Origin of the sequence: Trichocoleus sp. FACHB-40 (genome assembly GCF_014695915.1) — a bacterium.
Taxonomy (GTDB): domain Bacteria; phylum Cyanobacteriota; class Cyanobacteriia; order Cyanobacteriales; family FACHB-T130; genus Funiculus; species Funiculus sociatus.
Window position 1 is genome coordinate 1 of sequence record NZ_JACJPF010000037.1, and the last position, 25,501, is coordinate 25,501.

Here is a 25,501-nt window from a genome sequence, read left to right on the forward strand (position 1 = left end):
CAAACCTGCTAGTAGCGATTCCGAATGCTTGCAAATCGCTCGGCGTCTATTCTGTAGCGAAGCCGAAATCTTGGAAAAATTGGGCTACCATGACCAAATTCCCCGGCTGTTAGTCTATTTTGAAGAAAACCAAGAGTTTTTTTATTGGCATCCCCCAGTTTTATGACATCTGGCAAATGGGGGGATGATCGTCAATCACTTCAATTTTCACTTCCACTGTCTCTCTGCTTTTACTTGGGTGTCTCTGCGTCGTGCTTGAGAGTAGGTCATTACCTCTCAAGTTCAGAATACCCAACATCCATATTCTGATTACGCCCCACGTGGAATGTTTGATTGAGAGCCTGATTGTTGGGTTGGTTCTATCGGGTGGGCGCTTGAATGTCTAGGTCAAGGTTCGGATGCTCGTCATCGGAAGAAATAGGTACGATACCTATTAAATAGGTACTGACCAGCTATGCGAGTACATATTTAAGCTTGAATTCAGGTTGAAACTGAAGTTTGGCAGTAAGGGATTAGGAGTTTAGAATCACACAAAAAGCGCACAACCCGCGTCCCTTAATGAATAAAATTTATAGTACATTTGTTCTATAACCTAGATAATTAGGCTTGAAAAGCTCTAAATAAAGAGCGCACATGAGCGAATCTAATCTGAGATTCCAACTCCAACAGTGGACAACCATAGAACCCTAACGTTGCCGCACCACGGACGGGGAAAGCTTTGAGGTGGTATACCTTGGAGTTTGGTATCCCGTTACCGACCAACCTAGTAGCCACGGAACTCTGGTCATGGCTCTCGCGAGAAAGCTGTGAGATTAATAACTTTCTGTTCTCGGTGGAATACGACGCCCGTGCCACAACTTACGAGTGGGACAGAAATCAACCCTTGTGTTCGAGTGGGCATCAGTATCCGCAAGGCATGGAAATTCTGAGATGGGGAAAACGTCATCAGGCTGATTCCTGAACTACTTCTGGAGGAGTATGTGGAGCAACTGGAGCGACTCAGTAGGGAGGAAAAAGACGATGAATGAATTCCAACTATAGTAACGACTCCGACAGTGGATTTGCCACATAGCTTAAACTTGGTAAAATCTCAAGAAATTTCTCTGCGATCGCGTTACCCAGTTCCTTCGGCTCCAGCTTATGCAGTCCACCCCCATACACTCGACCCTCACCCATCAGTGTCTCATCATCCATCTGATTGAGAGCCTGCCACACCAGCCGTAGCAACTCAGGCTTCTTCAAGAGTGCCTTCTCCAGAGCTGGTTTCGGATACAACATCAAGTAGACATTGGTTGCCGTCGCCATTGAGTGATTCAGGATGAATCGGAAGAGTCTACCTCTGCTGGTGTTCTGACGCCCCATATAGGTGCAGAGAAATGGGGCGGGAGGACGCTTTTCCTGTGAATACCAGGGAGAGCGATGCTTGCACAGATAGCGATCGCTAATTCCATTCTCTACTCCCATCTGGAGATATTTCCAAAGCGACGGATACTTGGCTTTCACCTCGTATAAAGGCAAGTTGCACGTCAACAGGAATAGCTTGCTTTTCAAAATGGGATTACCAACACTATCAGCTTCAATCTCATCAACTGATAAAAACCGGGGACTCGGCAGAATCGGCTTTAAGAACTCAAGAGGCAGTTGGTGAGTAGAAACTTGCTCTGGTGTCAGCACGAAGAAATGGTTAGCTCCAGTCGCCAAACCCCGTTTAATCGTGAATAAGTCTGACAATTTCAACGACAGAAATTCGGAATTTCTGCCCTCAGAGGAAAGCGGCATTCCCTCAGTAGAGGCGGTGTCCTTAAGCTTCAACTGCTGACCATTGGAATTCCTGCTACTATACCCCAGCCCAAACTTAGTCCACTTGACCGTATGGCGTAGCACCTCCACTGAAACCAACTCTCTCACTTTTGGTGCTGTCAGACTCCCGCCATAAGTGAACTCAACAGCATGATTTACTGGTGGCAAAGCCTTCCTGAACCAAACAACTGCACTAGACACCAGTGCATCTTCAAACTGCACATCATCAGGATAAAAACGATGAACGCGCAGCAACGTAACGCGATTGAGCAGGTACTCTTTTACTTGCTGTCCATAATTCACATCCATAAACCCGCTGGGGATTAGCCACCCAGCCAGAGCATCAGAAGCCATCCAGGGATCTGAAAGACAGAGGAAGTGGCAGTAGAGTCCGGCTAACCCGCTCAGCTTTATACCGGATGTCTGCTCCGTTGCCCTTTTGAGCCGCAGCTTCTCAAGCTTGGTCAAATGATGATGTCGGACATACGGCGGGTTGCAAATGAGCAAGTTAGCTAGAGCTTCGTCACAGTTGGGAGGTTTAGCTTGGGTGAAGTCAGCGATAGAGAGTTGTAGCGGCGTGTCACCCCAAAGCTTAATCGCTTCATCCCCGTAGTGTGAATCAATTTCGTAACCTACTGCCGAAACAATTTGTGATAACGAAAATCGCTGCAATAATGCGGAGTAGAAAGAACCAGTACCAAAAGCCGGGTCAAGAAAACGAATCTTGAAGTTTGATGGTAATAGCCCTCTGGCATATTCCAGAATGTCTGTTGCCAGTGCCGTTGATGTGGCAAACTGACCAAGCTGATTTCGCTCAGTTTGGGTTTTGGCAGAATCAAGTTGCTTATTTAGCAATGCTCGTGTTAATTCAGTCGCTGACATTCCGCTTATGTTTTACACTCCAAACAACGCTAAGTCATCGATGCGATGTTCCCACACCCAGTCAATTCCTTCAGCTGCTTCATAGCCCAAATAGCCACTATCAAAGTAACCGCAAAGGAACAGAATAAAACAGATATTATTGCCGTAGTTGAGTCTTAATTGAGCGACTTTAATGGCTTCTTCTTTGCGTCGCTTATTGGGATTGGTATAGTCCCCAGCGGATTTTGCTTCAATCAGTAACGGTAAGTCACTAGGGCTGGACTGAAGCGGCTTAATTACAGTGTCAATCGGGATATTAACCTGTTTAATGCCTCCCTGTAAGCTCACCGGAATATTGAGCCGAAACGAGAAAGTTCCAGGCTGCATCGTCTGAAAGCTTAACCCAGGCCCTGCCCTAATGTATGAATAGCCACGCTGTTCCAGCCACTGCCTAATTGTAGCCAGCTGTCTGCGCTCTTGGGCATTGCGAACAATGGGGTCAGCAAGCGCACCACATAGACGATCTGCAACAATTGTCGCTGCTCGGTGAACTTGTGTATCGGTCGGTTCCAGTCGGTTCTCCAGCCAGGGAAAGATGTCTTTGTCGGTCAGCCGTGCCAGGATTTGGCTGATTTTCTGAAGTTCAGCATCAACTAATATACTGCTCATCCGGGGTGGAATTCGCTGTTTCTCTTCCATGTTTTTGACAAGGTTGGGCGGAACTCCCGCTAGACCAATCAAGCGATCGCGGGCGATAGGCGGTGCTGTCGCCATGCGTAGGATGGGCAGAACTTCTGGATGTTGCCGTAACACAGCGGGTGTGATGTTGGTGAGATTAGCTGTCCGGGCTAAGGCGGATTCGACAGAGATAGTGGTGGCAATGCGAGTATCGCGGTATGCGGTGGGAGCGAACTGCATGAACCAACGGTTGTAGAAGTCTACTGACTGGGCGATATCTGGCTTCCACAAGTGTGGTTTATCGGCATTGACTGACACTGCGTTCCCTCTACATGACCTGAGTGAGACAACCCTTGACTGTCGCCTCATTTGAGTCACTATTGCCCATTCAGAGGCTAGAGTCGCTGCTATGTGCTTGTCTTGGGTGACAGCTTAGGCTGTTTATAAAGTGTGAGTGCTTCGCTGGTTGGGGTTGATGGAAAGAGGCGATCACTACTCTCTTACAGTCAGTCTCTGATGCTGAGTAGGAGTTGGTGAAGGGTTAGCACGTTCACCAACTCCTACTCAACTCCTACATTACTCAGCAAGTCGGCAAATTTTTACAGAAAATAAGCGCTTACAGCAATCCCAACGCCCTCTCGTCAACTTCAGATATTGTGCTGCCAGCAGGACTGGCAAGCTTTTGATACCTCTCCATTGCTGCACTTAATACCAAATTGCTATAGCTCCAGGGTTTACCTAAAATTTCTTCTAAAAGGTTACGCCATCCTATATATTTTTCGTTAAACATTGGAATTTCTTGTAAAAGCTCAGCCCAAGCCTCATCTTCCGCAGCACTTTGCGGTTGCTGCAAAGCCTCTAAAAGCCTGTGTTGGTAGTTGCTATTCTCGACTGGATGGTCTGACAGGCTGAGAAGTGTAATTCCTATTAAGCGAACTTTACTGTTATTAGTGTTGGCGAAACTCCATCCTAAATCTGCATCCAATCCAGCATTTATCAATTCTTGGAGTTCTTTCCGCCTAACTTCCTGATAGCCATAGCGACCTATGCTGTTAACCATCCCTTTAAGAAGGAGCGCACTCCCCACACGTACTACTTCTTGCTCGTGGTAAAGAAAAGATTTCAGCGCAAATAGAGAGCTCAAGAAAAACTTACCACGATTTATCTGTACGGGCCAATCACTTAACCCTAATAGTTCCGTCTTGGGTATGGCTGCAAACAAACGAGGTGCTATTTGCTTTATCTTAGTGTCATAACTTAAGAGTTTAAACCAGAAAATAATGCCTAGTCTAACAAGATGTAAATCTGAAGAGTTTGACCAATGTTTTATAACTAATTCTAGGAGTCTTTGAGCTTGTTTTAACGCAACTGGCTTAGGTGAAAATTCTAACTCAATAAGACAGCTCAGTAGTCTTACAAGTTTTTCAGGGATTTCTATAGCGTCTTCGGAGGCTGTTAGTAAACCTTGGAGTTGGTCACTTGAACATTCTATGTTAAAAAAAGGAGCATTTTTAAATCTGTAACCTTCAATGTAAACATTTACTAACTGCTCAACCGTTATGTCTAGCTGGTTTGCCAATAGAATTAAAGAAGGTAAAATTTTATCTAATCCATGCTGCGCTTTTAGCGCAATATAAAGCTGTTTTTGTTGTGCCTTGTCTGACTGTTCAAGATACTCCCGAATTGTCGATACTACTTGTTCCGCAGCAGATATTTGATTCTTCGCATCTAAAAATGGCAGTAATCTATTAATATCTTTATGTCCTTGATTTTTTTGTTGTTCGACGGCTATACTCAAAAGGGGCCAAGCTTTCTGTAAGCTAGAATTGCACCCTAAATTCCTAAAAAGTTCTGTATCCTGATAACTTAACCAGATACTCTCAAAGAAGGTAGATATATCAGCTTGGCTAGGCTCGTCAATGTACCAAAAAATTATCCACAAAAATACTTGGAGCCACGGCATTAAGTCAGATCGCTGCAAAAGGCTACTTAAAATCTGTGCCGTGTCTTTAGGAAGAGAAAATAAAAATTGTTTCTTAAATATTTTTATTTCTATACCTATTGCAGGTAGTAAAATAACACCCGATTGACTCGGATTGAGTTTTTCAGCTCTTGACGATTGTCTTCTCCAATTGTGCCTTTCTAGTGCGTTGTTCCAGAAACTTATTAGGTTAACGCACCTTAATAGCAGTATCAGTTGCTCTGAGACTGTTTCTGGTTCCGGTATAGTCCATATAGGTTGCGGTTCGCAATACCAATGTTCATGTAAAAAAGGATTTTCAACAGTTGCTTCGATTATTTCTGTTGCCTGAGTTTTAGAAAGTTGCCAAACACTCAACAGGTTTTCAGCATACTCGTATGAGAAAACCTTTATCCTGGACTCAGGCTGATGATGCCATACCTGCCGTAAGTCTTTTCTCCAGTAGTTCCAGTGATCTTGTAACCGCTTCACCATCCATAAAGGATCGGGTTTATAGCGTAGGGCTATGTTCAATGCAGAAACCACAATGTTTTCTCGTCGCGTCTTAAGCAAAACGTCAATCTTTTCTTGAAAGAGACTTGTTGCCCCAAAGTTTTGACCATAAAGATTTAAAGCCTTTTCCAAACACCCCTGTGGTAAGGAGTCAAGTTTTTCTTCTAACGCAGGATGAAGAATGTCGCGTTTATCCTCTTCAGACAATCTCTTTGTCAGAAAGATTAGCTCACGCTCTTGGTCTCTAGTTAAACCTATTCTTAAAACCTCTAAACCATATTCAACAGCGTTGTACTGAAGATTACGGTTAGCACTAAGAGCGCCATCAGCCGCAATTTCCATAGCAAACCAGGCTCCTAGTCTTAGATAACGGTTCGGCTCTCCCCGATCCACAGGACGACAAACTAATTCAAAAATATTGCTTGCTTCTCCTCTGAAGTTACGTGCAATCCGACCAGCACATAATAAGGCAACATTGCGCCAATGCTGAGAACAAGCAATTGCTTTGAGACGTTCAAAGCGTTGTTCGGTATTAACGGCAGTTTGCGCCAAGTGAACTGCTGCAAAGAACTCTTGAAAAGAGCGCAGTTCAAAGCCGAATAAGCCTTGCTGAGGTTCAACAATCAATACTAACCTATCTCGTCCACTAAATAATTCCTCCATCCTTGAATTGATAGCATTGTCTGATGAGCGTCTGTCTTCCTTACGCAAGAACTCGCGAACAAATTGCTTAAACTCGTCTTCAGGCAAGAGAGATTGAACATTTTCTTCAGATGCTCGACGATGCAATAAATAACCAAGATAGCTATGCAGCTCGAACAGCATCGATTCATCACTTTGGATAATCCCCTTGGCTTTGCTTTTCTCGCGCCGAAATATAATACGCCAGTATTCATCAAAGAGAGCTTCTCGCTGAGATGGCGGGCGTCCGCCATCTTTGATGATGAGCAAAATGATAGTTACTTGTAAGGGGGTTGTTAACAAAGTTGATATATTATCATTCTGCTGACATTCTTCTAGATGCTCAGCTATCCGGTTTGTTTCCTCTTTCCGCAAAATTTTTTCGGGTATCCATTTTTTTGCATAGTCGTTTACCTTTTCTTTGGAAAGTTTAAGCAACTCCAAATGCCAAAAATATGCCGGGATAAAATTATTTTTGTACTTTCTTTCATATTCTTTTGGACGAGAGGTTGCTACCACCATTAAATCGGCATCTAACTGCTCTGCTCGTTCCATAAAATCATTTATACGTGCAAGCATCTTCTCTTGCAACTCAATTCCTACGACCTCATCAAGCCCATCTAGAATTAAAAGGCAAGGTCGGCAGCGAAGAATCTGCTGGATATCATTTGTAGAAACAGACCCCACTGGTTGTGCAGCTAGTTCACATACTTTTTCGGCTAGGTAAAACTCTAAATTGTCAAAACTATGGTTCTTAACTAGCCACTGAGCGAAGTATTTCAGCACAACTCGGAAGGGAATGCGTTCAATCCGAGGTTGAAAGTTATAGGGGTGGCACTCATAAGATTTGCCAAGCAATTTAGCACGATGCACTTGTGCTAGTTGTTGCCCTAGCGTAGATTTTCCTTGACCAGGCCCACCAATGATTACAATTTTGTTACAGCACTCATTTAGAAGGCAGTCCATTGCAGAAAAAACTTTATTTTCTACAATGGACAATATTTCATTTTCTTCAATATTAGAAGGGGATGTCATCAGTATCATTCCTTGCTGAAAGGGGAAGATTCTCTAATTTAAAATCACGAGGTATTGACCCTTTACGAGTTTTAACATCCAGGTCAATAAAGACTTGTTTTAGTTTTGTTCTACGGTCTGGATCGGTTTCACCGGCTTGGTCTAACTCCGCAAAAGCATCTTGATTAAAAGATGCAGCAAGATACAGTTTTACAATTTCCTCAAGTCGTGGCTCTAGTTCTCTCTTAGGAGTCTCATACATCTGCTGATTATTCGTTTGCGGAGTTTTTTCAACTTTGGATTTTCCCGATTTAGAGCGGTTTCGCCAAGCTAACTCCATCTGTGTCCGATTTTCTTCTAAATGGATTTTGTGCCAAAGAACAAACGTGAAGTACCGTATCCCCTTACTTTTTTCTCCTGGCGTGCTATTCTCTCGCACAATTTTTAATTCTTTGAGGCGGTTAATTGTATTCTGAACTTCAAGTTTTTCCTTCTCGGCTTTGGGGTCGTATTTGGACGTGATGCGTTCAGGGTAAAGCAGCAGTACCAGATTTAACAGAGTTGTCCTAATGTCTAACTCAGGGCGATCACTGTCTTCATTTCGCCATTCTGCGGACAAGCTGCTCTTTTGAGAATTGTTGTAAGACGCTAGAAACCTAATTAGGTGCTTCGCCCGCTTCAGTGGCTCCTCTCCCCAGTTATCCGTTCGCCCCATAAGTTTAATTACTTACAATAGTTTTTTGAATCGGTTTGGGTTAACCCAAGCCTACCCCAAGCTGCATATACCGATTTTAAAAGACTTCCCGCAAAAAAGGTTGGGGTAGACCCAAACGCCACCCAAGCTGCATAGCTTGATTTTAAAGGACTTCCAGCCTCTATTAGACCCCTCTAGGCTTGGGGTACTACGTGGAAATTACTCTGAGTTCAGTGAGTTAAACAACCCAGAGGAGTAAAAAATGATATCACTGATTAACTACATACGAGTAGCTAAAGACTTTGCGGATTCTTACGGTGTGGAGCGCCTAGATCATCTAATGACCTTAGCTGAGGCCGATCAGAATTCTCCCAAGACTCAACCAGTTCCCGCAAGTGCTAACCCAGATGCCATCTTGCAAGAAGTAGAAGCAGCCGGGTTCCAACTGAATCCCTGGCTCAAGAACTTGCTCCTCTCCACCAGCGTTGAGGTGGTACGGGATGCAATAGCGGTTGTTGCGGAAAATCAGCAGTGGAGAACAGTGCGGAACCCAGAAGGACTTTTGGTTGAAGCTATCCGCAATCAATGGAAGCCTAACATCTCAGCCTAAACCGTTCTCTTCAGGACTTACGCAGCATCTCCACAGGTAATGTTTGGGTTTGCAAGCTGCATAAGTCCTGGTGGTAACAGCCATTCCCGCTGCTGGACTATTTCGCACCATTGGCGTGCTGCTTTTTTGCAACTTTCTGGGTGCCAAAAAGGCGCTCGCGTCACCCCTACAACTGGATTAACCATTATGTATAGCATAGATGAGAGTGTAGCCGTAGCCCAACAAGCCACGACGGATATTGAAGCTTGGTTGCGGCGCAATTCCGAAACCGTCAGCGTTCGGAATGTCGAGTTGGAGCCAGCTTACCAACAAATCGACGTTGACCTGATTTGGACAACGCACAATGGCTCCCACCAGGTGGAGATTAAGGGCGATCGCTGGCACAAGACTGGCAATTTTTTCTTTGAAACGTACAGCAACTTTGAGAAAGGCACCCCTGGTTGCTTCCTCTACACCCAAGCCGATTGGTTGTTTTATTACTTTGTCACACCCCGCACCTTATATATGTTACCGATGCCAGCAACGCGGGACTGGTTTGTTGCTAACATCGATCGCTTTCGGGAACGCTCGACAACGACATCGGTAGGTAGTAGCTACTACACAACCATTGGGCGATTGGTGCCAATTGCAGTTGTTATGGAGGAAGTTCTAGGAGTAAAAAAAGAACAACTGCGATCGTAGGTAAAGCCGGAGAGGGGAAGGAGTGCGCTCGCTGTTGTGCCTTTCGTCCCCCACGTTGAGCCACTCTCTGACACAGTATCCCACTCTTGGTTTAGTTCCCTTAAAATAATACAAAATACTACAACCATCGCCTAGCTTGGTTTTGGCAAGTCATAGAACCCAACTACAGGTCATGTATCTTTCAAAGTTTCAACTTTTCAACTACAAATCCTTTCGAGACTCTGGACTGCTAGAATTCAAACCTGGAATCAACATTATTGTTGGGCAAAACAACTCCGGTAAAACAGCACTTCTTAAAGCCCTTACCCTGAATCTTTCTCATGAGCCGCACCCGCACCGGAGTATCAAAACATTACCGACTCCCTCCTTAAGACTAGAAAGTGAATCTAGCGTGGAATTTTCAGTTACTTTTAAAAAAGCTGAAATCAGCGCCATAATAGACCAGTTACTTCCTCATGATTTGGGAATTTTACCACCAGACGGCAATCCCCCTACCCTAAACCAAGCAGTTAATCTATTTCAGGAATGGATAGATAATCCAGCCGATGTAGAACTAACTATTTCTAGCAGCAGGGACATCCAGATTACTGGCCTAGACCCTCGCGTGTGTTTATACAAGCAAGTAGAAGAAAATAGACCTTCTATAAGGCTTAGAAACTCATCCAAAATTCTCTCTCTTGGACAGGGAAAGGACGGGCGGTTTAATTTAGATGGAAATATAGTTTTTGACAATGATGCAGAACCTTTTCTCGTTACTCTCTGCCAAGAATTCAGGCAGAGAATATACCGATTCTATGCCGAACGCTTAAATGTTGGGAGTTGCCCTCATGGAAGCAGTTCTACACTTAAGCCAAATGCCTCAAATCTCGCTGAAGTTCTCAGCCTATTGCAATTGCCCGGAAAAAAAAGTGTGTATGAACGTTTCAACCAGTACGTCTCCATCATTTTTCCAGAGATAAAATTGATTTCTGTTCGACCACAGCCTAAGCAGAAGGATGAAATTCCCCTGCGGGATTCTTCTCGTCTTGAAATCCTAGTTTGGTCGAAAGAAGCTGTTGAAAATGACCGGGACGACTTAGCATTTCCACTCTCAGCGTCCGGAACTGGAATTGGTCAAGTTTTGGCGATTCTCTATGTCGTAATTACCGCTCCAGAGCCGCGAATAATTATTATCGATGAACCCCAGTCATTTTTGCATCCAGGAGCCGCTAAAAAACTGGTAGAGATTCTCAAAGAATTTCCCCAACACCAATATTTTATTGCTACTCATTCACCTCAGATTATTTCTGCTGCCAATCCCTCTACTATCGTGCAGCTCCGTTATGAGGATAGTGAAACAAAAGCCTCGGTGATGGGCTCAAAAGAGACAAGACAACTGCGCTCCCTCTTAGCTGAAATTGGAGTCAGCTTGTCTGACGTTTTTGGTGCCGATAACATTCTTTGGGTGGAAGGGCAAACTGAAGAGCGATGCTTTCCACTGATACTAGAGAGGGTAGCGCAGCAGCCTTTAAGAGGCACCCAAATCATTGGTGTAAAAAACACTAGCGATTTAGTGGGTAAAAAGGTTCAACTTGCTAACGTTATGTTTGAGCTATACGACCGCCTCAGTAGCGGAAAAACCTTGTTTCCACCTGCTATTGGATTTGTCTTTGACAGAGAGGGGCTGTTAGAACGAGAGATCGATGATATCAAGAGAAGAAGCTCTCATCCAATTGAATTCATAAATCGGCGGATGTATGAAAATTATTTGCTTCATCCAGAGGCTATAGCTTACATCCTCAACGAGGAGGATAAAGAGGAACAGAAAGAACCTATCACCAGCCTTAAAGTTCAGGAATGGCTCGAAGAAAATAAGCACAAGAAACATTATTTCCCGAACGGCACTCCTCAGGAGAAACTCTCAGATTCAAAATGGGTTGATGAAAATATTGATGCCGCGAAGCTTCTTGATGACTTGTTTGCAAACTTTTCTGAGACGCGGGTAAAATTTCGGAAACCAAGACACCCAACTATGATTACAGAATGGGTGGTTGATAAAGACCCTAACCACTTTTCTGAACTAGCCGAGTTTTTGCGGGGTGTTCTCGATGGTAAGCAGAAACTAACACCCTGAAGGTCAAGTCAATCTCGTCATGCTACTACGCTATTGAGTAGTTCGACCTTTGCTAGGAATTGATAACTTCTCCACAGCTTTTCGTTTAGTTTCCTCTCCCCGACGGTCATATTTAGCCACCACTTCAGGCGAAGAGTGTCCCGCCAAAGCAGCCACCGTCACAATATCAACCCCCGCATCCAATAAATCTGAGCAAAACGTCCGCCGAAAATCGTGAGGAGAAAACAGATCGACCTCAGCTTCCAGTGCCCGTTTGCGAAGAATCATCAGCACCGCTTGGGGCGTTAGAGGTCTGATATGGATGCGACCCTGTTTCCAAGTAGGACACAGCAACGCACCTGGAGATCGTCCCCTCACCTTCAACCAATCTTCCACCAGTACAATGGCATCGCTTGGAAGGTACACCGTGCGGTTTTTCCCGCCTTTACCGCCCCGTACTTTCAGTTCTCCCGTACTCGCCTTAAAATCTTTCAACTCTAATTTCACCACCTCAGCCCGACGCAATCCCACCCGAAGAATCGCGATCAAAGCCGCATCTCTAACACCCGCAGGCGTCGAGTCATTGTGGCACGCCTCAAATAACGCCGCAATTTCATCCTCGCTTAAGGCACGGCCCCTGAGTTCCGGATTGCTCCGAATCTGAGGTAAATCAATTGCCTTGGCATAAGCAGTCGCATCCATCAAATCCAGTCGCAGCGCTTCTTTGAGTACCCGCCTTAAGGCGCACATCATTTTTATAGCCGTCGCCGGCTTTCGCGAGGCCAGTAACGCTCCCTGCACCGCTGCCGTGTGCTGATACCGCAACGCCGCCCAATTGAGCGTCATCGCGTCACACTGACCCTGAGTGAGCAGAGACGCGATCGCATCCAAAGACTGGCGCATCGTCGGTCGAGAGCCGGGTGCCAAAAGAGAAAGGTACACCGCGGCTGGATGAGAAGTGAGTGGCAGTGGCTCAGTCAGTACCAGCTCGGAGGCCACCTCTGGCTTGAGACGAGGCATAGATTTATCAGAAGTTTTGTTCTCGATATTACTCCCAATTGTCCGTCATGCGGTGCATTCGCAGCTGTCGGTTTGTCCGCGAACCCATAATTCCGTTGAAACGAAAAGCGCCAGAAGTCTATAAAAAATTCTAGTGTGCGTGTTTTCTACAAACCCGCAGCACACTCGATGATTGGGTGAATTGGCTCCTCTCCTGAGGGCTTGCGTAGTGCGATCGCAGCGGCAGGGAAACAGCTTTGCAGACATACCCTAGCTTGAAGTCCGATCCAATATGTAGAGGCTCCTACTACGAGCAAGCAACGCTGCCTATATCAATTCAACTTTGCAAAGGTTCTACGAGCAAGCAGCCCTGCAAAGCTTGTCGCTTACAGTGAAGCCTTTGTAGTCGAGAACGAGACTGGCATCCGGGCGTGCGTTCCTTTGAACTTCCATAAAAGGAAGTCGCTGTGCCATTAACTTCCGTACACCCGCATATTGAGATCCTTTTGTCCCCAAAAACAATTTCAGATTCCCATCAATTCACGGATATGCCACACGAACGCTCGAAATCCGACACGGACAGAAGCGACCAAACTCTTCAGGGTCACTGCTTGACACCATTTCAGCGCAAACTACTGCAAAAAAGTCTACAAGACGATTTACCGGAACAGTACCGTCAGCGCCTCCAAATCATGCTGCTAGCAGATGAGGGAAAAACTCAGACCCAAATTTGTCAAGCCTTAGGGTGTTCTCAAGGGACGGCACGGCATTGGATTTTCATGGCACAGGCAGGCTTGGCTCATAACTGGAACGATAACCCAATTGGCCGACCTAAAACCGTTAATGATGAACACCTAGAGCGGTTGAAAGAATTGGTGAGCCAGAGTCCGAAGGAGTTTGGCTACTCATTTCGGCGCTGGACAGCGAAATGGCTGAGCAAGCATCTAGCGAAAGAGTTTGGCATTGAAGTTAGTGATCGCCACATCAACCGACTTCTCAAAGACATAGGACTAACCACCCGACCTAAACCCGCTATAGATGAGGAAACAGCCCCTCAAACCGACATCGGCACCCGCCTTGTAATTCGCGATCTGACATCCGGCTCAGTGCCAGAGTCCCCTGCTTCTCTGTGGTCATTAAATTCTATCCGTTGAGATTGCAGCTATGGTTCAAAATCCATCCGCACCTTTTGTTTCTAGCAGCCTGCTCTTCAAAATACTAGGACAGGCTATTACAGAGCAGGAACTCTCACACGTAAGCCAACACATTCAAGTCATAGAGCCATCGCCACGCAAACTCTTTTGGCAAGCCACCAATGCCCAAGTCGGTGTCTACATCATCACTGCTGGTAAGGTGAGGCTAACTGATAGCAACAATAACTTGTTGGCTTCGCTCTCAGTAGGGGAGTCTTTCGGTGAACTGACTCTGTTTCCAGAAGAGTCCTTTGAGCCTTACTCGGTGAGAGCTACCCAAAATGCGCCGACTATCTGCTACCTTCCGGGCAAGTGTCTTTCTGACCTTATTCGCAAATATCCCGCTATCAGAGAGCATCTTCATCGTCAGGCAGTTCTGCAAGATTCGCGGCTTCGAGCGTCTGATACCCCTAAAGATGCTGATGTCCCACCAGTGGCAGCTGTTACCAGTTTCGCTGAACCAGTTGGGTTTTCCATACCAGCCCAACCGCCAAAAAACCAGAGAAAGATTAGTAAAGCCTACTTCCCCAGCCCCACTTTGCAAGTTGGTCATCTGTGGCAGCGACTCATCCGGAGCTACCCGTTCTTTCAACAACAGAGTGCTTCCGACTGCGGTGCTGCTTGCTTGGTGATGGTAGCTCGTTACTGGGGCAAGCGTTTTAGTGTCAATCGTCTGCGGGATTTGGCTAATGTTGACCGCAATGGGGCATCACTGCGAGGATTATCAGCAGCGGCAGAAAGCATCGGCTTTTCGACCAAACCTGTGAAAGCTAGCCTCGACCAGCTGGCTAAACAAAGCCTGCCTGCGATCGCTCATTGGGAAGGGCAGCACTACGTCGTTGTCTATGAAATAACCAGCAAGCACGTTATCGTAGCCGATCCAGCCATCGGTCAACGCACCTTCAGCCACAAGGAATTTAAAGCGGGTTGGACTGGCTATACGTTGTTATTGCAGCCTACAGCGTTAATTAGAGATGCTAAGGATGCCAATACCCCATTCTGGCAGTTTTTTGAGTTAGTCAAACCTCACTGGCTGGTACTGCTAGAGGTATTCATTGCTTCCGTCTTCATTCAGCTATTTGGACTGATTACGCCTCTGTTTACCCAGTTGATTTTGGATCGAGTGGTCGTGCATCGATCTGAGTTGACTTTGACAACAGTAGGATTAGGTTTGCTCATCTTTAGCCTGTTCCGAGTCGCCATGACTGGACTGCGGCAATATTTGCTAGACCAAACAGCGAATAGAGTTGATTTGGCGCTGATTGTTGGTTTTATTAGACATACCTTCCGGTTGCCACTAAGCTATTTCGAGTCGCGCTATGTAGGCGACATCATCTCCCGCGTACAGGAAAATCATAAGATTCAGCGCTTTCTCACTGGTGAAGCACTGTCAATCTTGCTCGATTTACTGACAGTTTTTATCTACGTGGGATTGATGTTTTGGTATAGCTGGAAGATGGCGCTTGGCGCATTGGTTATTGTCCCACCGTTTGTTTTCCTGGCGCTAATTGCAACACCTTTCTTGCAAAAAACTTCCAGAGAAATCTTTAATGCCTTAGCTGCCGAAAGTAGTTATCTAATCGAATCCCTCACTGGTGTCCGGACGGTCAAATCCTTAGCGGTTGAGCAAACTGTTCGCTGGCATTGGGAAGAACTCCTCAATAAATCGGTTAAAAGCAATTTTGCAGGACAGGTCATAGGCAACAGGCTGCATGTTTTCAGTTCTACTATCGAAGCGTTGGTAACAACAGGATTACTGTGGTTTGGAGCATTGCAGGTAATTCAAGGTCAACTCACCCCTGGTCAATTAGTTGCTTTCAATATGCTTTTAGGCAACGTTATTAATCCATTCCAGCGGCTGACGGTGTTGTGGAATGAGGTGCAGGAAGTGGTGATTGCGATTGAGCGCATCCATGATGTGATTGAAGCGGAACCAGAAGAAGATTTACAACATCAATCTCGTCAATCTTTACCCCAACTTCGCGGTAACATTCGCTTTGATAAGGTCACTTTCCGCTATCACCCAGAAAGCGATGTCAACGTTTTGGAAAATCTCAGTTTTGAGGTGAAACCCGGTCAAACTGTAGCGCTGGTGGGACGCAGTGGTTCTGGAAAAACTACGATTTCCAAATTGGTTTTAGGGCTTTATCCCGCCACAGACGGGAAGGTGTTGATTGATGGTCAAGATATAACCAGCCTATCACTGCGATCGCTCCGTTCTCAGATTGGTGTAGTTGACCAGGATACGTTTTTGTTTGGTGGCACAATTCGGGAAAACATTAGCATTAGTTATCCATCAGTCACCCTAGGAGAAATTATGGAAGCTGCTCGTCAAGCTGGGGCAGATCAGTTTATTAAGAAACTGCCAATGGGGTACGAGACGCAAATTGGCGAGGGCGGAGGAATGTTATCTGGTGGACAACGACAACGGATCGCCATCGCTCGTGCCTTATTAGGAAATCCCCAACTGTTGATTTTCGATGAAGCAACCAGTCATCTCGATGCTGAATCTGAGCGAATTATTCAGGACAACCTCAGCGCCATTCGCAAAAATCGAACCACAATAATCATCGCTCATCGTCTCTCCACTGTGCGTAATGCAGATTTAATTCTGGCGTTAGACCGAGGCGTTTTAGTCGAAAGCGGAACCCACGACGAGTTGATGGCGAAGGAGGGTTATTACTTTTTCCTCAACCAGCAACAACGCGATGTAACGGGCTGAATAACCCGACGACACAAAGAAGCACGGCACCGCTCTGGATACGCAAAACGCGAATTCGTCTGCACGGACTGCTGCTGAAATCTAACATTAGTTACTGAAAAATATGCCTCACACATCCAATTCACACGTTCCACCCCAACTGAACTTAGAAGAGGGTCAGAACGAAGGTTTGCCCACACAGTTGCTGGACTCTACTAATTTAAGCAATGGGAAATCAACCCATAGCGATGACTGGTCTTACGCTACTGAGGAATTACTTGATACCTTGCCCCAGACTTGGACGCGGGGGTTGCTGTATTTTTTGGTGGTGTTTGTAGCTATCCTTTTACCTTGGGCAATGTCGTACAAAGTCGATGAGACTGGTACTGCCAGAGGGCGACTTGAGCTGAAGGGAGATACTGTTAAGCGAGAAGCAGACATTCAAGAAAGCATTGCAGTTGTTAAGGTTCACGCCAAGGAAGGCGACGAAGTAAAGACTGGTCAGATTTTAGTAGAGCTTGATTCTAAATCTGTTCGCGATGAGATTCAGCAGAACCAGATTAAACTGGAAGGTCAACAAAATCGGCTTAACCAGCTGGAACTGCTAAAAAACCAATTAGCGATCGCGCTTGCTACCCAACGGCAACAGAACAAAGCTCAAGAATTGGAAAAAATTGCACAAGTGGATCAGGCGCGGCAAAATTTTGATGCTCTTAAGGCTGCCTCCAACTTACAAAAAGAGGAAAAATTTGCACAAGTGGGGCAAGCGCGGCAGGCTGTTAGCTATAGCACAACTGCCTATAACTTAGCAGATATTCGTTATACCGATGCTCGGGTTGAAGTCCAACGCTACCGCAAACTTTATCAACAAGGTGCGGTTGCAGAAATCAAAGTCAAAGAAATGGAAGGGTTGGCAAAAGAAAAGCTACAGTTGCGCTCTCAAGCTCAATCTGATATCAAGCAAGCCAAGCTCCGTCTAGAAGAGCAGCAAGGTAACTATCAGAGAACTATTCGTCAAGTTCAGGCGGATATTGAGCAAGCCAAGCTCCGCCTAGAAGAGCAGCAACGCGGCTATCAAAGCCTTATTGAGGCAGGTAAATTAGCCGTGTCTAAAAGTGAACAACAACTGAACGAGTTGGAAACACAAATCGCTACACTGCAATCGGAAATTACCCAAATGAAAACGCAGGCTAATTCTCTTAAGGAGCAGTTAGAAAAATATGCAATTCGTGCGCCATTTGATGGCACGATTTTTCAGCTTCCTATCACGCGGGAAGGTGCTGTGGTACAACCCAAACAGCTGATTGCTGAGATTGCACCAAAGGGAACTCGTCTCGTATTCAAGGGACAGATTCCTACGTCGGAAAGCGAGTCGTTACGGTCAGGGAAACTACAGAAAGATGTGAATCTCAAATTTGATGAGTACCCCTTCCAAGATTACGAAGTTGTGAAAGGGAAACTGAGTCGGATATCACCAGACTCCAAGATTACCCAAACAACTCAGGGCAATATAACTACTTATGACTTGGAAATCGAACTGGCTCAACATTGTATTCAGCCAGAAAGTAAGTGTATTCCCTTCAAGTCAGGTCAGCCAGCAACGGCTGAGGTAATTATCCGTCAGCGTCGCATTATTGATTTCATTCTTGATCCCTTTAAAAAGTTACAAAAAGGCGATTTAAAGCTGTAATTATGCGGTGCATCTACAAATAATTGAATCAATTTTACATTTCAGGAGAATGTCATGTCACAAGCTATTACTATTTCTACTCAAGATATCCTTCATCAAGTCAAGTTATCCTGCCAAATTCCCTCTATTGTCGAGCAAATAGTTACTCGGAAGATACTAATGGATGCAGCAGCGGAGGCGGGTATCAGAGTGGAGGCTGAAGAATTACAGCAAGCCGCAGATAATATTCGGCTAATCAGCAAATTGAAGACTGCTGATGAAACCTGGGAATGGTTAAAGAAAAATTGCCTATCTTTGGATGATTTTGAAGAAATGGTTTACACTAACGTGATTTCTGGGAAATTGGCGCAACATTTGTTTGCAGACAAGGTAGAACCTTGGTTTGTGGAACATCAATTGGATTATGCTGGCGCTGTGATTTATGAAGTGATTTTAGATGATGAAGATTTGGCGATGGAATTGTTTTATGCTTTGCAAGAGGGGGAAATGAGTTTTCCTGAAGTTGCTCATCAATATATTCAGGATACCGAGTTACGTCGTCGTGGAGGATATCGGGGAGTTGTGCGGCGTAATGAGATGAAACCGGAGATTTCTGCTGCTGTTTTTGCTGCTAAACCGCCGCAGGTTCTGAAGCCGATTGTGGGTGCTAAGGGTGTATATTTGATTTGGGTTGATGAAGTGATTAAACCACAGTTGGATGAGAAGTTGCGTTATCAAATTATTTCTGATTTGTTTCAGGGTTGGGTGAAGCAGCAGCTTGATAAAATGCAACTTATGACTAATTTTGACTTAGATAAATTGGGTTAGATCGTAGTTTATTTTTTTAGTAAAAAATACACTCTAATAAATATTAGAGTGTATTTGTTTAACTACAAAGCTATGAGTATGAGCTAGCTAGTACCACCGCTTGGGAGGTAGTATAATAATCCAAGGGGTACAAAATGGTGTAGAACGAGGTGTAGGGGTAAATATCAAACCTCCTGTCAAATTCATTTCTTCATTTGTTAGATCGTTCAGGTAACTTTCTGAATCTTGGAATAGTTCAGAACCAGTGGAATAAAGATTGGTAATTTTGATCGTAGCCATTGAGAGATTTCCTTCTATTTGGAATTTACGAAAAGCTTAGGTAAAGTCAAACTCTATGCCCAAAATACAGGAGGACGGAAAGGAGGCATCTTTCGGAGTAACCAAGTGTAGTAGATACCACCAGCAACATTCTGTTCTTCATCTGTTAGCTCATTTAGAAAGCTTTCGGAATCATAGAACAGTTCGCAACCAGTGCTGTGAAGATTGGTAATTTTGATAGTAGCCATTGAAAGATCTCCTTCTATTTGGAATTTACGAAAAGCTTAGGTAGAGTCAAACTCTATGCCCAAAGTGCAGAAGGGCGTATTGGATGAAAGTTGAGAATTTTGAGATCAGCTATTGAGATGTTTTTTGCCATTTAATTTCTTTTAAATCAACCTCCATCTTTAATAGGAGGTTGATTTATGCAAGGGAGGCTTACGTTGTTTTATCGGTTACCACCACTTCTGATTCCTCCCAAAGTTGTAAGTAGCTACAGTGACACGAATAGAAACTTCAGCGCACTTATACCCAGAGCGAATAGCCAAAGTAGTAACAATACCAGGCGTACCACCACCAGGCAAATTAAGCTCATCATCTGTTAATTCATTAAGGTAGCTTTCGGAATCATGGAACAGTTCAGAGCCAGTAGGATGAAGGTTGGTAATTTTGATTGTAGCCATTGATAAATCTCCTCCAAAATTTATTATTTTTTGGTGGTTAGACTTTTGCTCGCCTAACTCTTATTAACTATTGAAATTTAATAAGATATGGATTGCAATATAAATAATCTACTTAAAAAGACATAATATTATCAATTATAATTTTTCAACCTTAATTTTAGTGGATGTCTTAATTATATTAATGTTGCATAGACGCATAAAAAGTATTATGGATTCACGTAATAAGGTTAAAATTAAAACAATTTTGTCGGAAAAAACTGGATACCGAGATGGTTTTGCATTTGTCTATCCAAACAAATAAAAATCCTACCCCTGAACTAAATCAGAGGTAGGCATTGCACTCGCAAAGCTTAGCTACCCAGTTGAGAATTCAAAACCTTGATTATCTCATTAACGCATTTCAGCACCAACATCAGAACTGCTTGCCGTTTGTAGCCAACCCTGAAACAGTGATTCTAAAACCTGTTCCCTGACTTCATTCAACTCAGCCGCAAACCACTTCTCAACTCTCAGAATGTGATAACCCAACTTGGTCTGAATAGGCCCAACTACCTCGCCTTCCTTCGCCTCAGCAACAGCCTTCCCAATCTCCGGTAGCAATTCCGCCAAAAACCGAATCCCCACAAAACCAGCATTTTGTTGCGACTGCTTCCCCTTCGAGTATTCCAAAGCTAACGCACAGAAAGAAGCATTTTCCACCCGCAGCGCTTGGGCAATTTTCAAAGCTTCTGTCAAATCGCGAACTAAAATCTGAGACAGAGCCACCCGCCGATAATCATCCCGGCTGGTCATGTAATGATTATCTACCGCTTCCCCGAAAAGATGCTCTTTCAACTTCTGCGTCAGTAAGGATACTCGAATTCCTTTCGACCAATCTTCTACACTAATTCGCTGTTGTCCCAGCCAAGCCAACGTTTCAGATGCACCTAATAACTTGTTTTCCAAGCGAAAAGCATCCCCCGCCGCTTGCAATTCTTCATCAGAAATAGTGATACCAAGCTGTTCGCAAACTGCCAAAATTAAAGCATCCCGTTCAGCCAGTGCTGCTATTTCAACAAATTTGAAAGAATGACGCAGGTAGGCGACAACAGCGTCGTCAGTTGCAGCAAAAATTTCTGGGGATAGCAATTTTTCCGAAGTTTCTTGCATAGTTTGATCCTGTGAAATTGAGAAATGTATTTTTTCTGAAAGCTTGCGTAGGAAGGTTTTGTTTCTTTAACCCCACCCTGAAAGGTATGGGCGATAGATATTAGGTGCAACCTAAAACCTTAGATAACTAAGCGCAATACAACTTTCTAGTTGAGTATCTGCCGAGCAATTGATTTACAAAAGTAACTAACCTTGCTAGCCTTATCCAATTAGGTTTATACTGCCGTCATTGGTGCTGCCACGATGGACTCGTAAGTAATGTTGGGAAATTCTTGAAGCATGATCTCTCGCTGTTGTTGAGGAATGCGTTGAAAAGCATCAGTCACTACAGTATACGCTGCACAAAAACCAGGCATACCTAGCAACTCAGCTGTAAGACCCTGGAAGTAGTCTGGCGATAAATTTGTTATTTTTGAAATCTCTCTCAACCAGCTTGAGAAATTCTGACCGTGAAGATGCACTTTTAAGTCTAAGTCAAGACGAATTTCCCGTTCAAGAAGACCAATCAGTAGACGAAGCATTATAGATTTTGAAGATGAGGGATACCAGCTTGGCACTTCAATCACTGAATGTTGCATTAAGTTCAAGAAAACTTTCTCTGCATACATCGCTTGTGCCTCCAGGAATAAGAACTCATTTGGAGACAAAATGTTAGACCATTTTTCGCCATACGCTTGCATTTGCCAAATATGAACAGAGTCATGAATTATATGCCATACGAAAAACTGCGAAGGTCTGAAAATTCCTGGATCAATTAAAGTAGGACGCTTCAACAATCTCCAACAACGCCAAACTTCAGAGCTCCAACCAATAACCTTGACACACGGGGCGGAGTAGGGAAAACATCGCTTAGGTAGATATCCTATAAGATGCGTTTCAACTACTTTGCTGAACCATTCAGTGTAGGCTTGTTCGTAGAGAGAAGGGATTTGTAAAGCCCAATCTGCTGGTATAATATCTGACTCAATCTCCTCTTTAATAGAATTTTCCAAATCAGCTTTAGAGCATTTTAGGAAATCGCAAATCTCGCTTATTCGAGAAGAGATTATTTGTTCGGATTCATAGTTTTTTTCTATTTGTGGTAACGGAATACAAGAAGAAGCTAAAGGCTGAATTTGAACTTGTTTGGATAAATTTATGCAGTATTCAGCTAATGCTTTTTGGTTTCCATATGTACTTAAAAGATTAGCCGCACTTCTTAATTTGCGGGCTGCTGCTTCACCTCCAAAGTTTCCACAAATGATATTAAAAATACCAATGAATTCTTCCACTTCATTGAATTGATTATTCAATAAAGCAGTTACAGTAATATCATAGAAAGCTTTTGCAGTCCAAGCACCCTGACCAACTTTTGAGTATTTTTCGAGATAGTTTGTCATGTCTACTGACCTCATGTGTTGAAATATTCAGTTCATTCGAGTTCGGAGTAGTAATCTGTTTAAATCAGTGAATGATGACCTACCATGTAAGAATCTGTGATTGTCAAGAAAGGTAATTTCGTTAGGTAATGATAGAAAACGAAATCGATGAGGACTTGATTGAATAAAGTTGTTAAGCAAATCAAGATTCTCATGAAAAGCTGCAACTCGATGATCCTCTATTAGAGACAATCCAGCTTTCAGGGTATCGTACCTATATCGAATTAAAGGGCTTTCTGAAACCAGCTTTGCTCTTATGTATGCTGGTTTTGAAGCTTCCTGAAAAACACTTGGAATAGCAATAGGAAAACTTTCGCTTTTAAGAAATTGGACAACTCTACTTCCCAAATCTGTACACTTTAGCTCTTGGAAAATCTTCCTAAAGTCAACTAATTCTGTATAGCCACCACCGCAATGAGCTTGGTGTAACGTCATTAAAGCAATGAATCTTTCAGGCTGGTTCCTATATTGGGAATCTGTGTGAAGTGGAGCGTGTTGATTATGTTCAGAAAAGGTCTTTAGAGCAGAGGTAGATAATTGAGATTTGATTTGCCAAACAAAGTCATTATTGCCAGGATTATGGGGTACTAGAGTACCAATTAAGGAGCAAAGTTGAGTTAAAAATAGACTTGCACGCTCTAGATCAGAGCTACTTTCTACATCTTGCAAGATTAGGAAGCCGTGTACCTCAACATATCTTCTAATCCAACTGCCTAGCTCTTTTTGGCAACTAAAATTTTTGACTAAGTATCGATAGTCAAACACATATCTTTGGTCAATCATGCTATGCCCTTCTTGAAATAACTTGTTCATAGCCTGGAGCTAGAACTTACCAGTTAACAGACCTCTTTTAAGAATCGCCCGCTCAATAACCCAAGCAATACAACAACCGTTCCTGTGGAATTTCTGAGACTTTCAATCGTTGACGATGTAAATCGCCATACAAATTGAGGTAATCTAATTCAGCAGTTGTCAGCTTGCCCTTTTGGACTCCAGCAATGGCAGCATCAATCTCTTCCCGGCATTGCCAACCCGTCAAACAGACATCTACGCAGTTTTGGCTCAAAGAATAGCGATACAAATCTGGAACCGAAGGCTGCCAACACCCCGCTGGCAAACCAGCAGGAGCATCCCAAAGCGCTCCTGAATGAGAGCCTGTAGACTTAAAAGTGACGATTCCGGGTCGCTTAGCATCTTGGGTATCCAGCTGATTGAATACCTGACTTTGGGCAGAACGATGAGCCACATTGTGTCTCACCATCACTACATCTAACAGTGGACTTTGCAACCACTGTCGAGCCAGATTGATATCGTGGAAAGAAGCACCAATATAACGAACAGCTCCCATTTTTTTTAGGCGTTCAGAAGCGCCAAAAAATCTTTCTATGGTGCGCTGATAAACGGAACTGGCACCTCGCAAATCCGGGGAAAGCTGCAAGCAGTCTTGGAAAGCTTGCCCATCATTGGAACCTATCCAACCCCAGAACAACACATCGATATAGTCAATTCCCAGTTCTACAAACTGGTCTAATAAAGCTGCTAAGGCTACTTCTGGACTCTTGATGTATGTCACCGTTGCCAGCACCACTTTCTCTCGTACCGAGGAACGACGACCACACAACTGTCGCAGCGCATCAGCCATCGAACTGTAGATATAGTGGTGCAAGTCGCTGGAGTAAAAAAAGTAGTTAATTCCCTGGTCAAAGGCATACAGGGTATCCTCACTAGAAATGCCACCGCCGCCACCCAATCCAAGACAACTAACTGTTAAATCAGTCCTTCCAAGTTTGCGGTAAAACGGCAAATTAGACTCTGGAAATTTATTAACGGCATGCTCCACAGCGTCGGATGAAATTACCGAGTTCGAGGAAATATCGGCTATTTTCATAGGTTTAACGGTGTGTAAATGTTTTCGGAGTTAGCATTGAGATAGGAACGCTGCCAATCAATACCCAAGAGAGAGAAGTGCTGGAAGACAGCGCTAATCCGACCTTCTGAGGAGTCATCCCCTTTGTGCCAAGCTTCCAGTAAGCCATTAGCGACAATTTGGCAGCGATTCATCCCAAAACTTTCTTGGGCAGCAAATTTGCAGTCTGGTTCTTCTGCTAATCCCAACCCTGGTGCAAGTAACTTGGTGAATAAAGGAATTTCTGGCTGAAAATGCACTCTTGCTTGTGTATAAACCGTCAGCAAAACTTGCCGGACTGCTTCATAGTTGCTTTTCTCAAAGTAAAGAACTCCTGAGTCGTAGCGCCCGTAATCAGTTGGGTTGTATAAGACTTTAAAGGTGAAGGGAAGCGAGATTTTATTCAGCAGATGCGTCAGGCTTGCCATGACTGCAACTGCACCTTCAGTAGTTAAATTGAAGTAAACACGCACGGTTTCTGGATGCCCTTCTGGATACTGATGACTTTCTGGCCCTGCATTGCCAACCGCCATGTAAAATCCGTTTTGGACAAAATTTTTGGGCATCCGAATGGCAACTGAGTCGCCGACAGCGGCAGATTGTTCGGTGGGTTGGAGATGCTGTTCTCGCTTAATATGCAGAGTCAAACCGCCTTTGGTTACAGCCAGACTACCATCACTCTCCTGCCGTACTACCAACCAACCAAGGTCAAAGTAACCTTCTCCAGCATTGCTGTCGTGCAATCGCTCGTAAAACGCCAAGTCTACCCCCAAGACAGTATTGTTTTCTAAATCCTGGTACAGTGGCTTGGCATCTGAATTTGCGAGGGCTGTTTTCAGGGAGCCGTTGTAATGGATACCGTAAAGAAAACTGCGAAGTTGCAAACTTATGTATCGATTCTGGACTTCTGTTGGCATTCCCTGAAAGCGGGTTACTACCTCCGATGGAAGTTCCCAAGGTTTGTAATCGGGATGGAGAATGCAGAAGTTGGACTGGATTTGAACTTTGATTATGTCTTGCAGAGCATCCAGTATGCGATTGCTTGTTGCACAACCTTCTTGAGTAGGAAGAGAATCTAGTAATTGCATAATACTTGAGTTGTGATTAAACATT

At 44.2% G+C, this 25,501-nt stretch carries 22 protein-coding genes and 1 pseudogene; 9 read left to right on the forward strand and 14 right to left on the reverse strand.

What is annotated here, in order from left to right; translation table 11 throughout:
- A pseudogene (locus tag H6F63_RS30900) lies at positions 1-142 on the forward strand (serine/threonine protein kinase); the annotation flags it as partial.
- Positions 143-718: 576 nt separating this feature from the next.
- Entirely contained in the window at positions 719-961 is a 243-nt protein-coding gene (locus tag H6F63_RS05775; protein ID WP_190635628.1) for a hypothetical protein, read from the forward strand.
- 74 nt (positions 962-1,035) lie between these two features.
- On the opposite strand, the gene H6F63_RS05780 is transcribed toward H6F63_RS05775, so the two are convergent.
- The 4 genes from H6F63_RS05780 to H6F63_RS05795 form a co-directional block, all read right to left on the reverse strand.
- Complete coding sequence (locus tag H6F63_RS05780; protein ID WP_190635630.1) at positions 1,036-2,682, reverse strand: SAM-dependent DNA methyltransferase; 1,647 nt, start codon at positions 2,680-2,682, stop codon at positions 1,036-1,038.
- Between the two features lie 12 nt (positions 2,683-2,694).
- Complete coding sequence (locus H6F63_RS05785; RefSeq protein WP_190635633.1) at positions 2,695-3,657, reverse strand: XamI family restriction endonuclease; 963 nt, start codon at positions 3,655-3,657, stop codon at positions 2,695-2,697.
- A 298-nt stretch (positions 3,658-3,955) separates the two neighbouring features.
- Entirely contained in the window at positions 3,956-7,537 is a 3,582-nt protein-coding gene (locus H6F63_RS05790; RefSeq protein ID WP_347276775.1) for an NACHT domain-containing protein, read from the reverse strand.
- The gene (locus tag H6F63_RS05795; protein WP_190635636.1) at positions 7,512-8,222 is read right to left on the reverse strand and encodes a hypothetical protein; all 711 of its coding nucleotides are present in this window, start codon (positions 8,220-8,222) and stop codon (positions 7,512-7,514) included. The genes H6F63_RS05790 and H6F63_RS05795 overlap by 26 nt, the downstream gene beginning before the upstream one ends.
- A gap of 241 nt (positions 8,223-8,463) precedes the next feature.
- Between H6F63_RS05795 and H6F63_RS05800 the strand changes: the two genes are divergently transcribed.
- Positions 8,464-8,811, forward strand: coding sequence for a hypothetical protein (locus H6F63_RS05800; protein WP_190635638.1), 348 nt, complete (start codon positions 8,464-8,466; stop codon positions 8,809-8,811).
- A gap of 17 nt (positions 8,812-8,828) precedes the next feature.
- Here H6F63_RS05800 and H6F63_RS05805 read toward each other — a convergent pair whose 3' ends face one another.
- Complete coding sequence (locus H6F63_RS05805; protein ID WP_190635640.1) at positions 8,829-8,996, reverse strand: hypothetical protein; 168 nt, start codon at positions 8,994-8,996, stop codon at positions 8,829-8,831.
- A 1-nt stretch (position 8,997) separates the two neighbouring features.
- On the opposite strand from H6F63_RS05805, the gene H6F63_RS05810 reads away from it, so the two are divergent.
- Positions 8,998-9,492, forward strand: a complete 495-nt coding sequence (locus H6F63_RS05810) for a hypothetical protein (RefSeq protein WP_190635642.1) — start codon at positions 8,998-9,000, stop codon at positions 9,490-9,492.
- Positions 9,493-9,664: 172 nt separating this feature from the next.
- Positions 9,665-11,605, forward strand: a complete 1,941-nt coding sequence (locus H6F63_RS05815; RefSeq protein ID WP_190635644.1) for an AAA family ATPase — start codon at positions 9,665-9,667, stop codon at positions 11,603-11,605.
- A gap of 30 nt (positions 11,606-11,635) precedes the next feature.
- Here the strand turns inward: H6F63_RS05815 and H6F63_RS05820 are convergent, their stop codons facing one another.
- On the reverse strand, positions 11,636-12,604 hold the full coding sequence (locus H6F63_RS05820) for a site-specific integrase (RefSeq protein ID WP_190635645.1): 969 nt from the start codon (positions 12,602-12,604) through the stop codon (positions 11,636-11,638).
- 527 nt (positions 12,605-13,131) lie between these two features.
- Here H6F63_RS05820 and H6F63_RS05825 point away from each other — a divergent pair.
- From H6F63_RS05825 to H6F63_RS05840, 4 genes are all read left to right on the forward strand, one after another.
- The gene (locus tag H6F63_RS05825; RefSeq protein WP_190635648.1) at positions 13,132-13,737 is read left to right on the forward strand and encodes a helix-turn-helix domain-containing protein; all 606 of its coding nucleotides are present in this window, start codon (positions 13,132-13,134) and stop codon (positions 13,735-13,737) included.
- 10 nt (positions 13,738-13,747) lie between these two features.
- Positions 13,748-16,498 carry a peptidase domain-containing ABC transporter gene (locus H6F63_RS05830; protein WP_190635650.1) on the forward strand — a complete coding sequence of 917 codons (2,751 nt, stop codon included), beginning with the start codon at positions 13,748-13,750 and terminating at the stop codon, positions 16,496-16,498.
- A 103-nt stretch (positions 16,499-16,601) separates the two neighbouring features.
- The gene (locus tag H6F63_RS05835) at positions 16,602-18,167 is read left to right on the forward strand and encodes an HlyD family efflux transporter periplasmic adaptor subunit (RefSeq protein ID WP_190635652.1); all 1,566 of its coding nucleotides are present in this window, start codon (positions 16,602-16,604) and stop codon (positions 18,165-18,167) included.
- A 54-nt stretch (positions 18,168-18,221) separates the two neighbouring features.
- Entirely contained in the window at positions 18,222-18,974 is a 753-nt protein-coding gene (locus H6F63_RS05840; protein ID WP_190635654.1) for a peptidylprolyl isomerase, read from the forward strand.
- 87 nt (positions 18,975-19,061) lie between these two features.
- On the opposite strand, the gene H6F63_RS05845 is transcribed toward H6F63_RS05840, so the two are convergent.
- The 8 genes from H6F63_RS05845 to H6F63_RS05880 all read right to left on the reverse strand — a co-directional run bounded on the left by H6F63_RS05845 (position 19,062) and on the right by H6F63_RS05880 (position 25,476).
- The gene (locus H6F63_RS05845; RefSeq protein ID WP_190635657.1) at positions 19,062-19,253 is read right to left on the reverse strand and encodes a hypothetical protein; all 192 of its coding nucleotides are present in this window, start codon (positions 19,251-19,253) and stop codon (positions 19,062-19,064) included.
- Between the two features lie 53 nt (positions 19,254-19,306).
- Positions 19,307-19,480 (reverse strand): hypothetical protein, encoded by a 174-nt coding sequence (locus H6F63_RS05850; protein WP_190635659.1) that lies wholly within the window; start codon positions 19,478-19,480, stop codon positions 19,307-19,309.
- Positions 19,481-19,687: 207 nt separating this feature from the next.
- The gene (locus H6F63_RS05855; RefSeq protein ID WP_190635661.1) at positions 19,688-19,915 is read right to left on the reverse strand and encodes a hypothetical protein; all 228 of its coding nucleotides are present in this window, start codon (positions 19,913-19,915) and stop codon (positions 19,688-19,690) included.
- Between the two features lie 390 nt (positions 19,916-20,305).
- Positions 20,306-21,064: a peptidylprolyl isomerase gene (locus H6F63_RS05860; RefSeq protein WP_190635662.1), complete on the reverse strand. Its 759-nt coding sequence runs from the start codon at positions 21,062-21,064 to the stop codon at positions 20,306-20,308.
- 215 nt (positions 21,065-21,279) lie between these two features.
- On the reverse strand, positions 21,280-22,443 hold the full coding sequence (locus H6F63_RS05865; RefSeq protein ID WP_190635664.1) for a hypothetical protein: 1,164 nt from the start codon (positions 22,441-22,443) through the stop codon (positions 21,280-21,282).
- A 27-nt stretch (positions 22,444-22,470) separates the two neighbouring features.
- Positions 22,471-23,295, reverse strand: a complete 825-nt coding sequence (locus H6F63_RS05870; RefSeq protein WP_190635666.1) for a TauD/TfdA family dioxygenase — start codon at positions 23,293-23,295, stop codon at positions 22,471-22,473.
- A 52-nt stretch (positions 23,296-23,347) separates the two neighbouring features.
- A complete protein-coding gene (locus H6F63_RS05875) occupies positions 23,348-24,370 on the reverse strand; it encodes an aldo/keto reductase (RefSeq protein ID WP_190635668.1) in 1,023 nt (340 codons plus the stop codon).
- Positions 24,367-25,476, reverse strand: a complete 1,110-nt coding sequence (locus H6F63_RS05880) for a T3SS effector HopA1 family protein (RefSeq protein WP_190635670.1) — start codon at positions 25,474-25,476, stop codon at positions 24,367-24,369. Before H6F63_RS05880 ends, H6F63_RS05875 begins: the two co-directional genes overlap by 4 nt.
- Between the last annotated feature and the right edge of the window lie 25 nt (positions 25,477-25,501).

Bases quoted from the DNA above. Each gene is read 5' to 3' on its own strand.
- H6F63_RS05820 (WP_190635645.1), bottom strand. From the start codon at position 12,604: ATGCCTCGTCTCAAGCCAGAGGTGGCCTCCGAGCTGGTACTGACTGAG.
- H6F63_RS05800 (WP_190635638.1), top strand. From the start codon at position 8,464: ATGATATCACTGATTAACTACATACGAGTAGCTAAAGACTTTGCGGAT.
- H6F63_RS05855 (WP_190635661.1), bottom strand. From the start codon at position 19,915: ATGGCTACAATCAAAATTACCAACCTTCATCCTACTGGCTCTGAACTG.
- H6F63_RS05810 (WP_190635642.1), top strand. From the start codon at position 8,998: ATGTATAGCATAGATGAGAGTGTAGCCGTAGCCCAACAAGCCACGACG.
- H6F63_RS05860 (WP_190635662.1), bottom strand. From the start codon at position 21,064: ATGCAAGAAACTTCGGAAAAATTGCTATCCCCAGAAATTTTTGCTGCA.
- H6F63_RS05825 (WP_190635648.1), top strand. From the start codon at position 13,132: ATGCCACACGAACGCTCGAAATCCGACACGGACAGAAGCGACCAAACT.
- H6F63_RS05845 (WP_190635657.1), bottom strand. From the start codon at position 19,253: ATGGCTACGATCAAAATTACCAATCTTTATTCCACTGGTTCTGAACTA.
- H6F63_RS05830 (WP_190635650.1), top strand. From the start codon at position 13,748: ATGGTTCAAAATCCATCCGCACCTTTTGTTTCTAGCAGCCTGCTCTTC.
- H6F63_RS05880 (WP_190635670.1), bottom strand. From the start codon at position 25,476: ATGCAATTACTAGATTCTCTTCCTACTCAAGAAGGTTGTGCAACAAGC.
- H6F63_RS05805 (WP_190635640.1), bottom strand. From the start codon at position 8,996: ATGGTTAATCCAGTTGTAGGGGTGACGCGAGCGCCTTTTTGGCACCCA.
- H6F63_RS05780 (WP_190635630.1), bottom strand. From the start codon at position 2,682: ATGTCAGCGACTGAATTAACACGAGCATTGCTAAATAAGCAACTTGAT.
- H6F63_RS05875 (WP_190635668.1), bottom strand. From the start codon at position 24,370: ATGAAAATAGCCGATATTTCCTCGAACTCGGTAATTTCATCCGACGCT.
- H6F63_RS05835 (WP_190635652.1), top strand. From the start codon at position 16,602: ATGCCTCACACATCCAATTCACACGTTCCACCCCAACTGAACTTAGAA.
- H6F63_RS05815 (WP_190635644.1), top strand. From the start codon at position 9,665: ATGTATCTTTCAAAGTTTCAACTTTTCAACTACAAATCCTTTCGAGAC.
- H6F63_RS05850 (WP_190635659.1), bottom strand. From the start codon at position 19,480: ATGGCTACTATCAAAATTACCAATCTTCACAGCACTGGTTGCGAACTG.
- H6F63_RS05870 (WP_190635666.1), bottom strand. From the start codon at position 23,295: ATGAACAAGTTATTTCAAGAAGGGCATAGCATGATTGACCAAAGATAT.
- H6F63_RS05795 (WP_190635636.1), bottom strand. From the start codon at position 8,222: ATGGGGCGAACGGATAACTGGGGAGAGGAGCCACTGAAGCGGGCGAAG.
- H6F63_RS05865 (WP_190635664.1), bottom strand. From the start codon at position 22,443: ATGACAAACTATCTCGAAAAATACTCAAAAGTTGGTCAGGGTGCTTGG.
- H6F63_RS05790 (WP_347276775.1), bottom strand. From the start codon at position 7,537: ATGATACTGATGACATCCCCTTCTAATATTGAAGAAAATGAAATATTG.
- H6F63_RS05840 (WP_190635654.1), top strand. From the start codon at position 18,222: ATGTCACAAGCTATTACTATTTCTACTCAAGATATCCTTCATCAAGTC.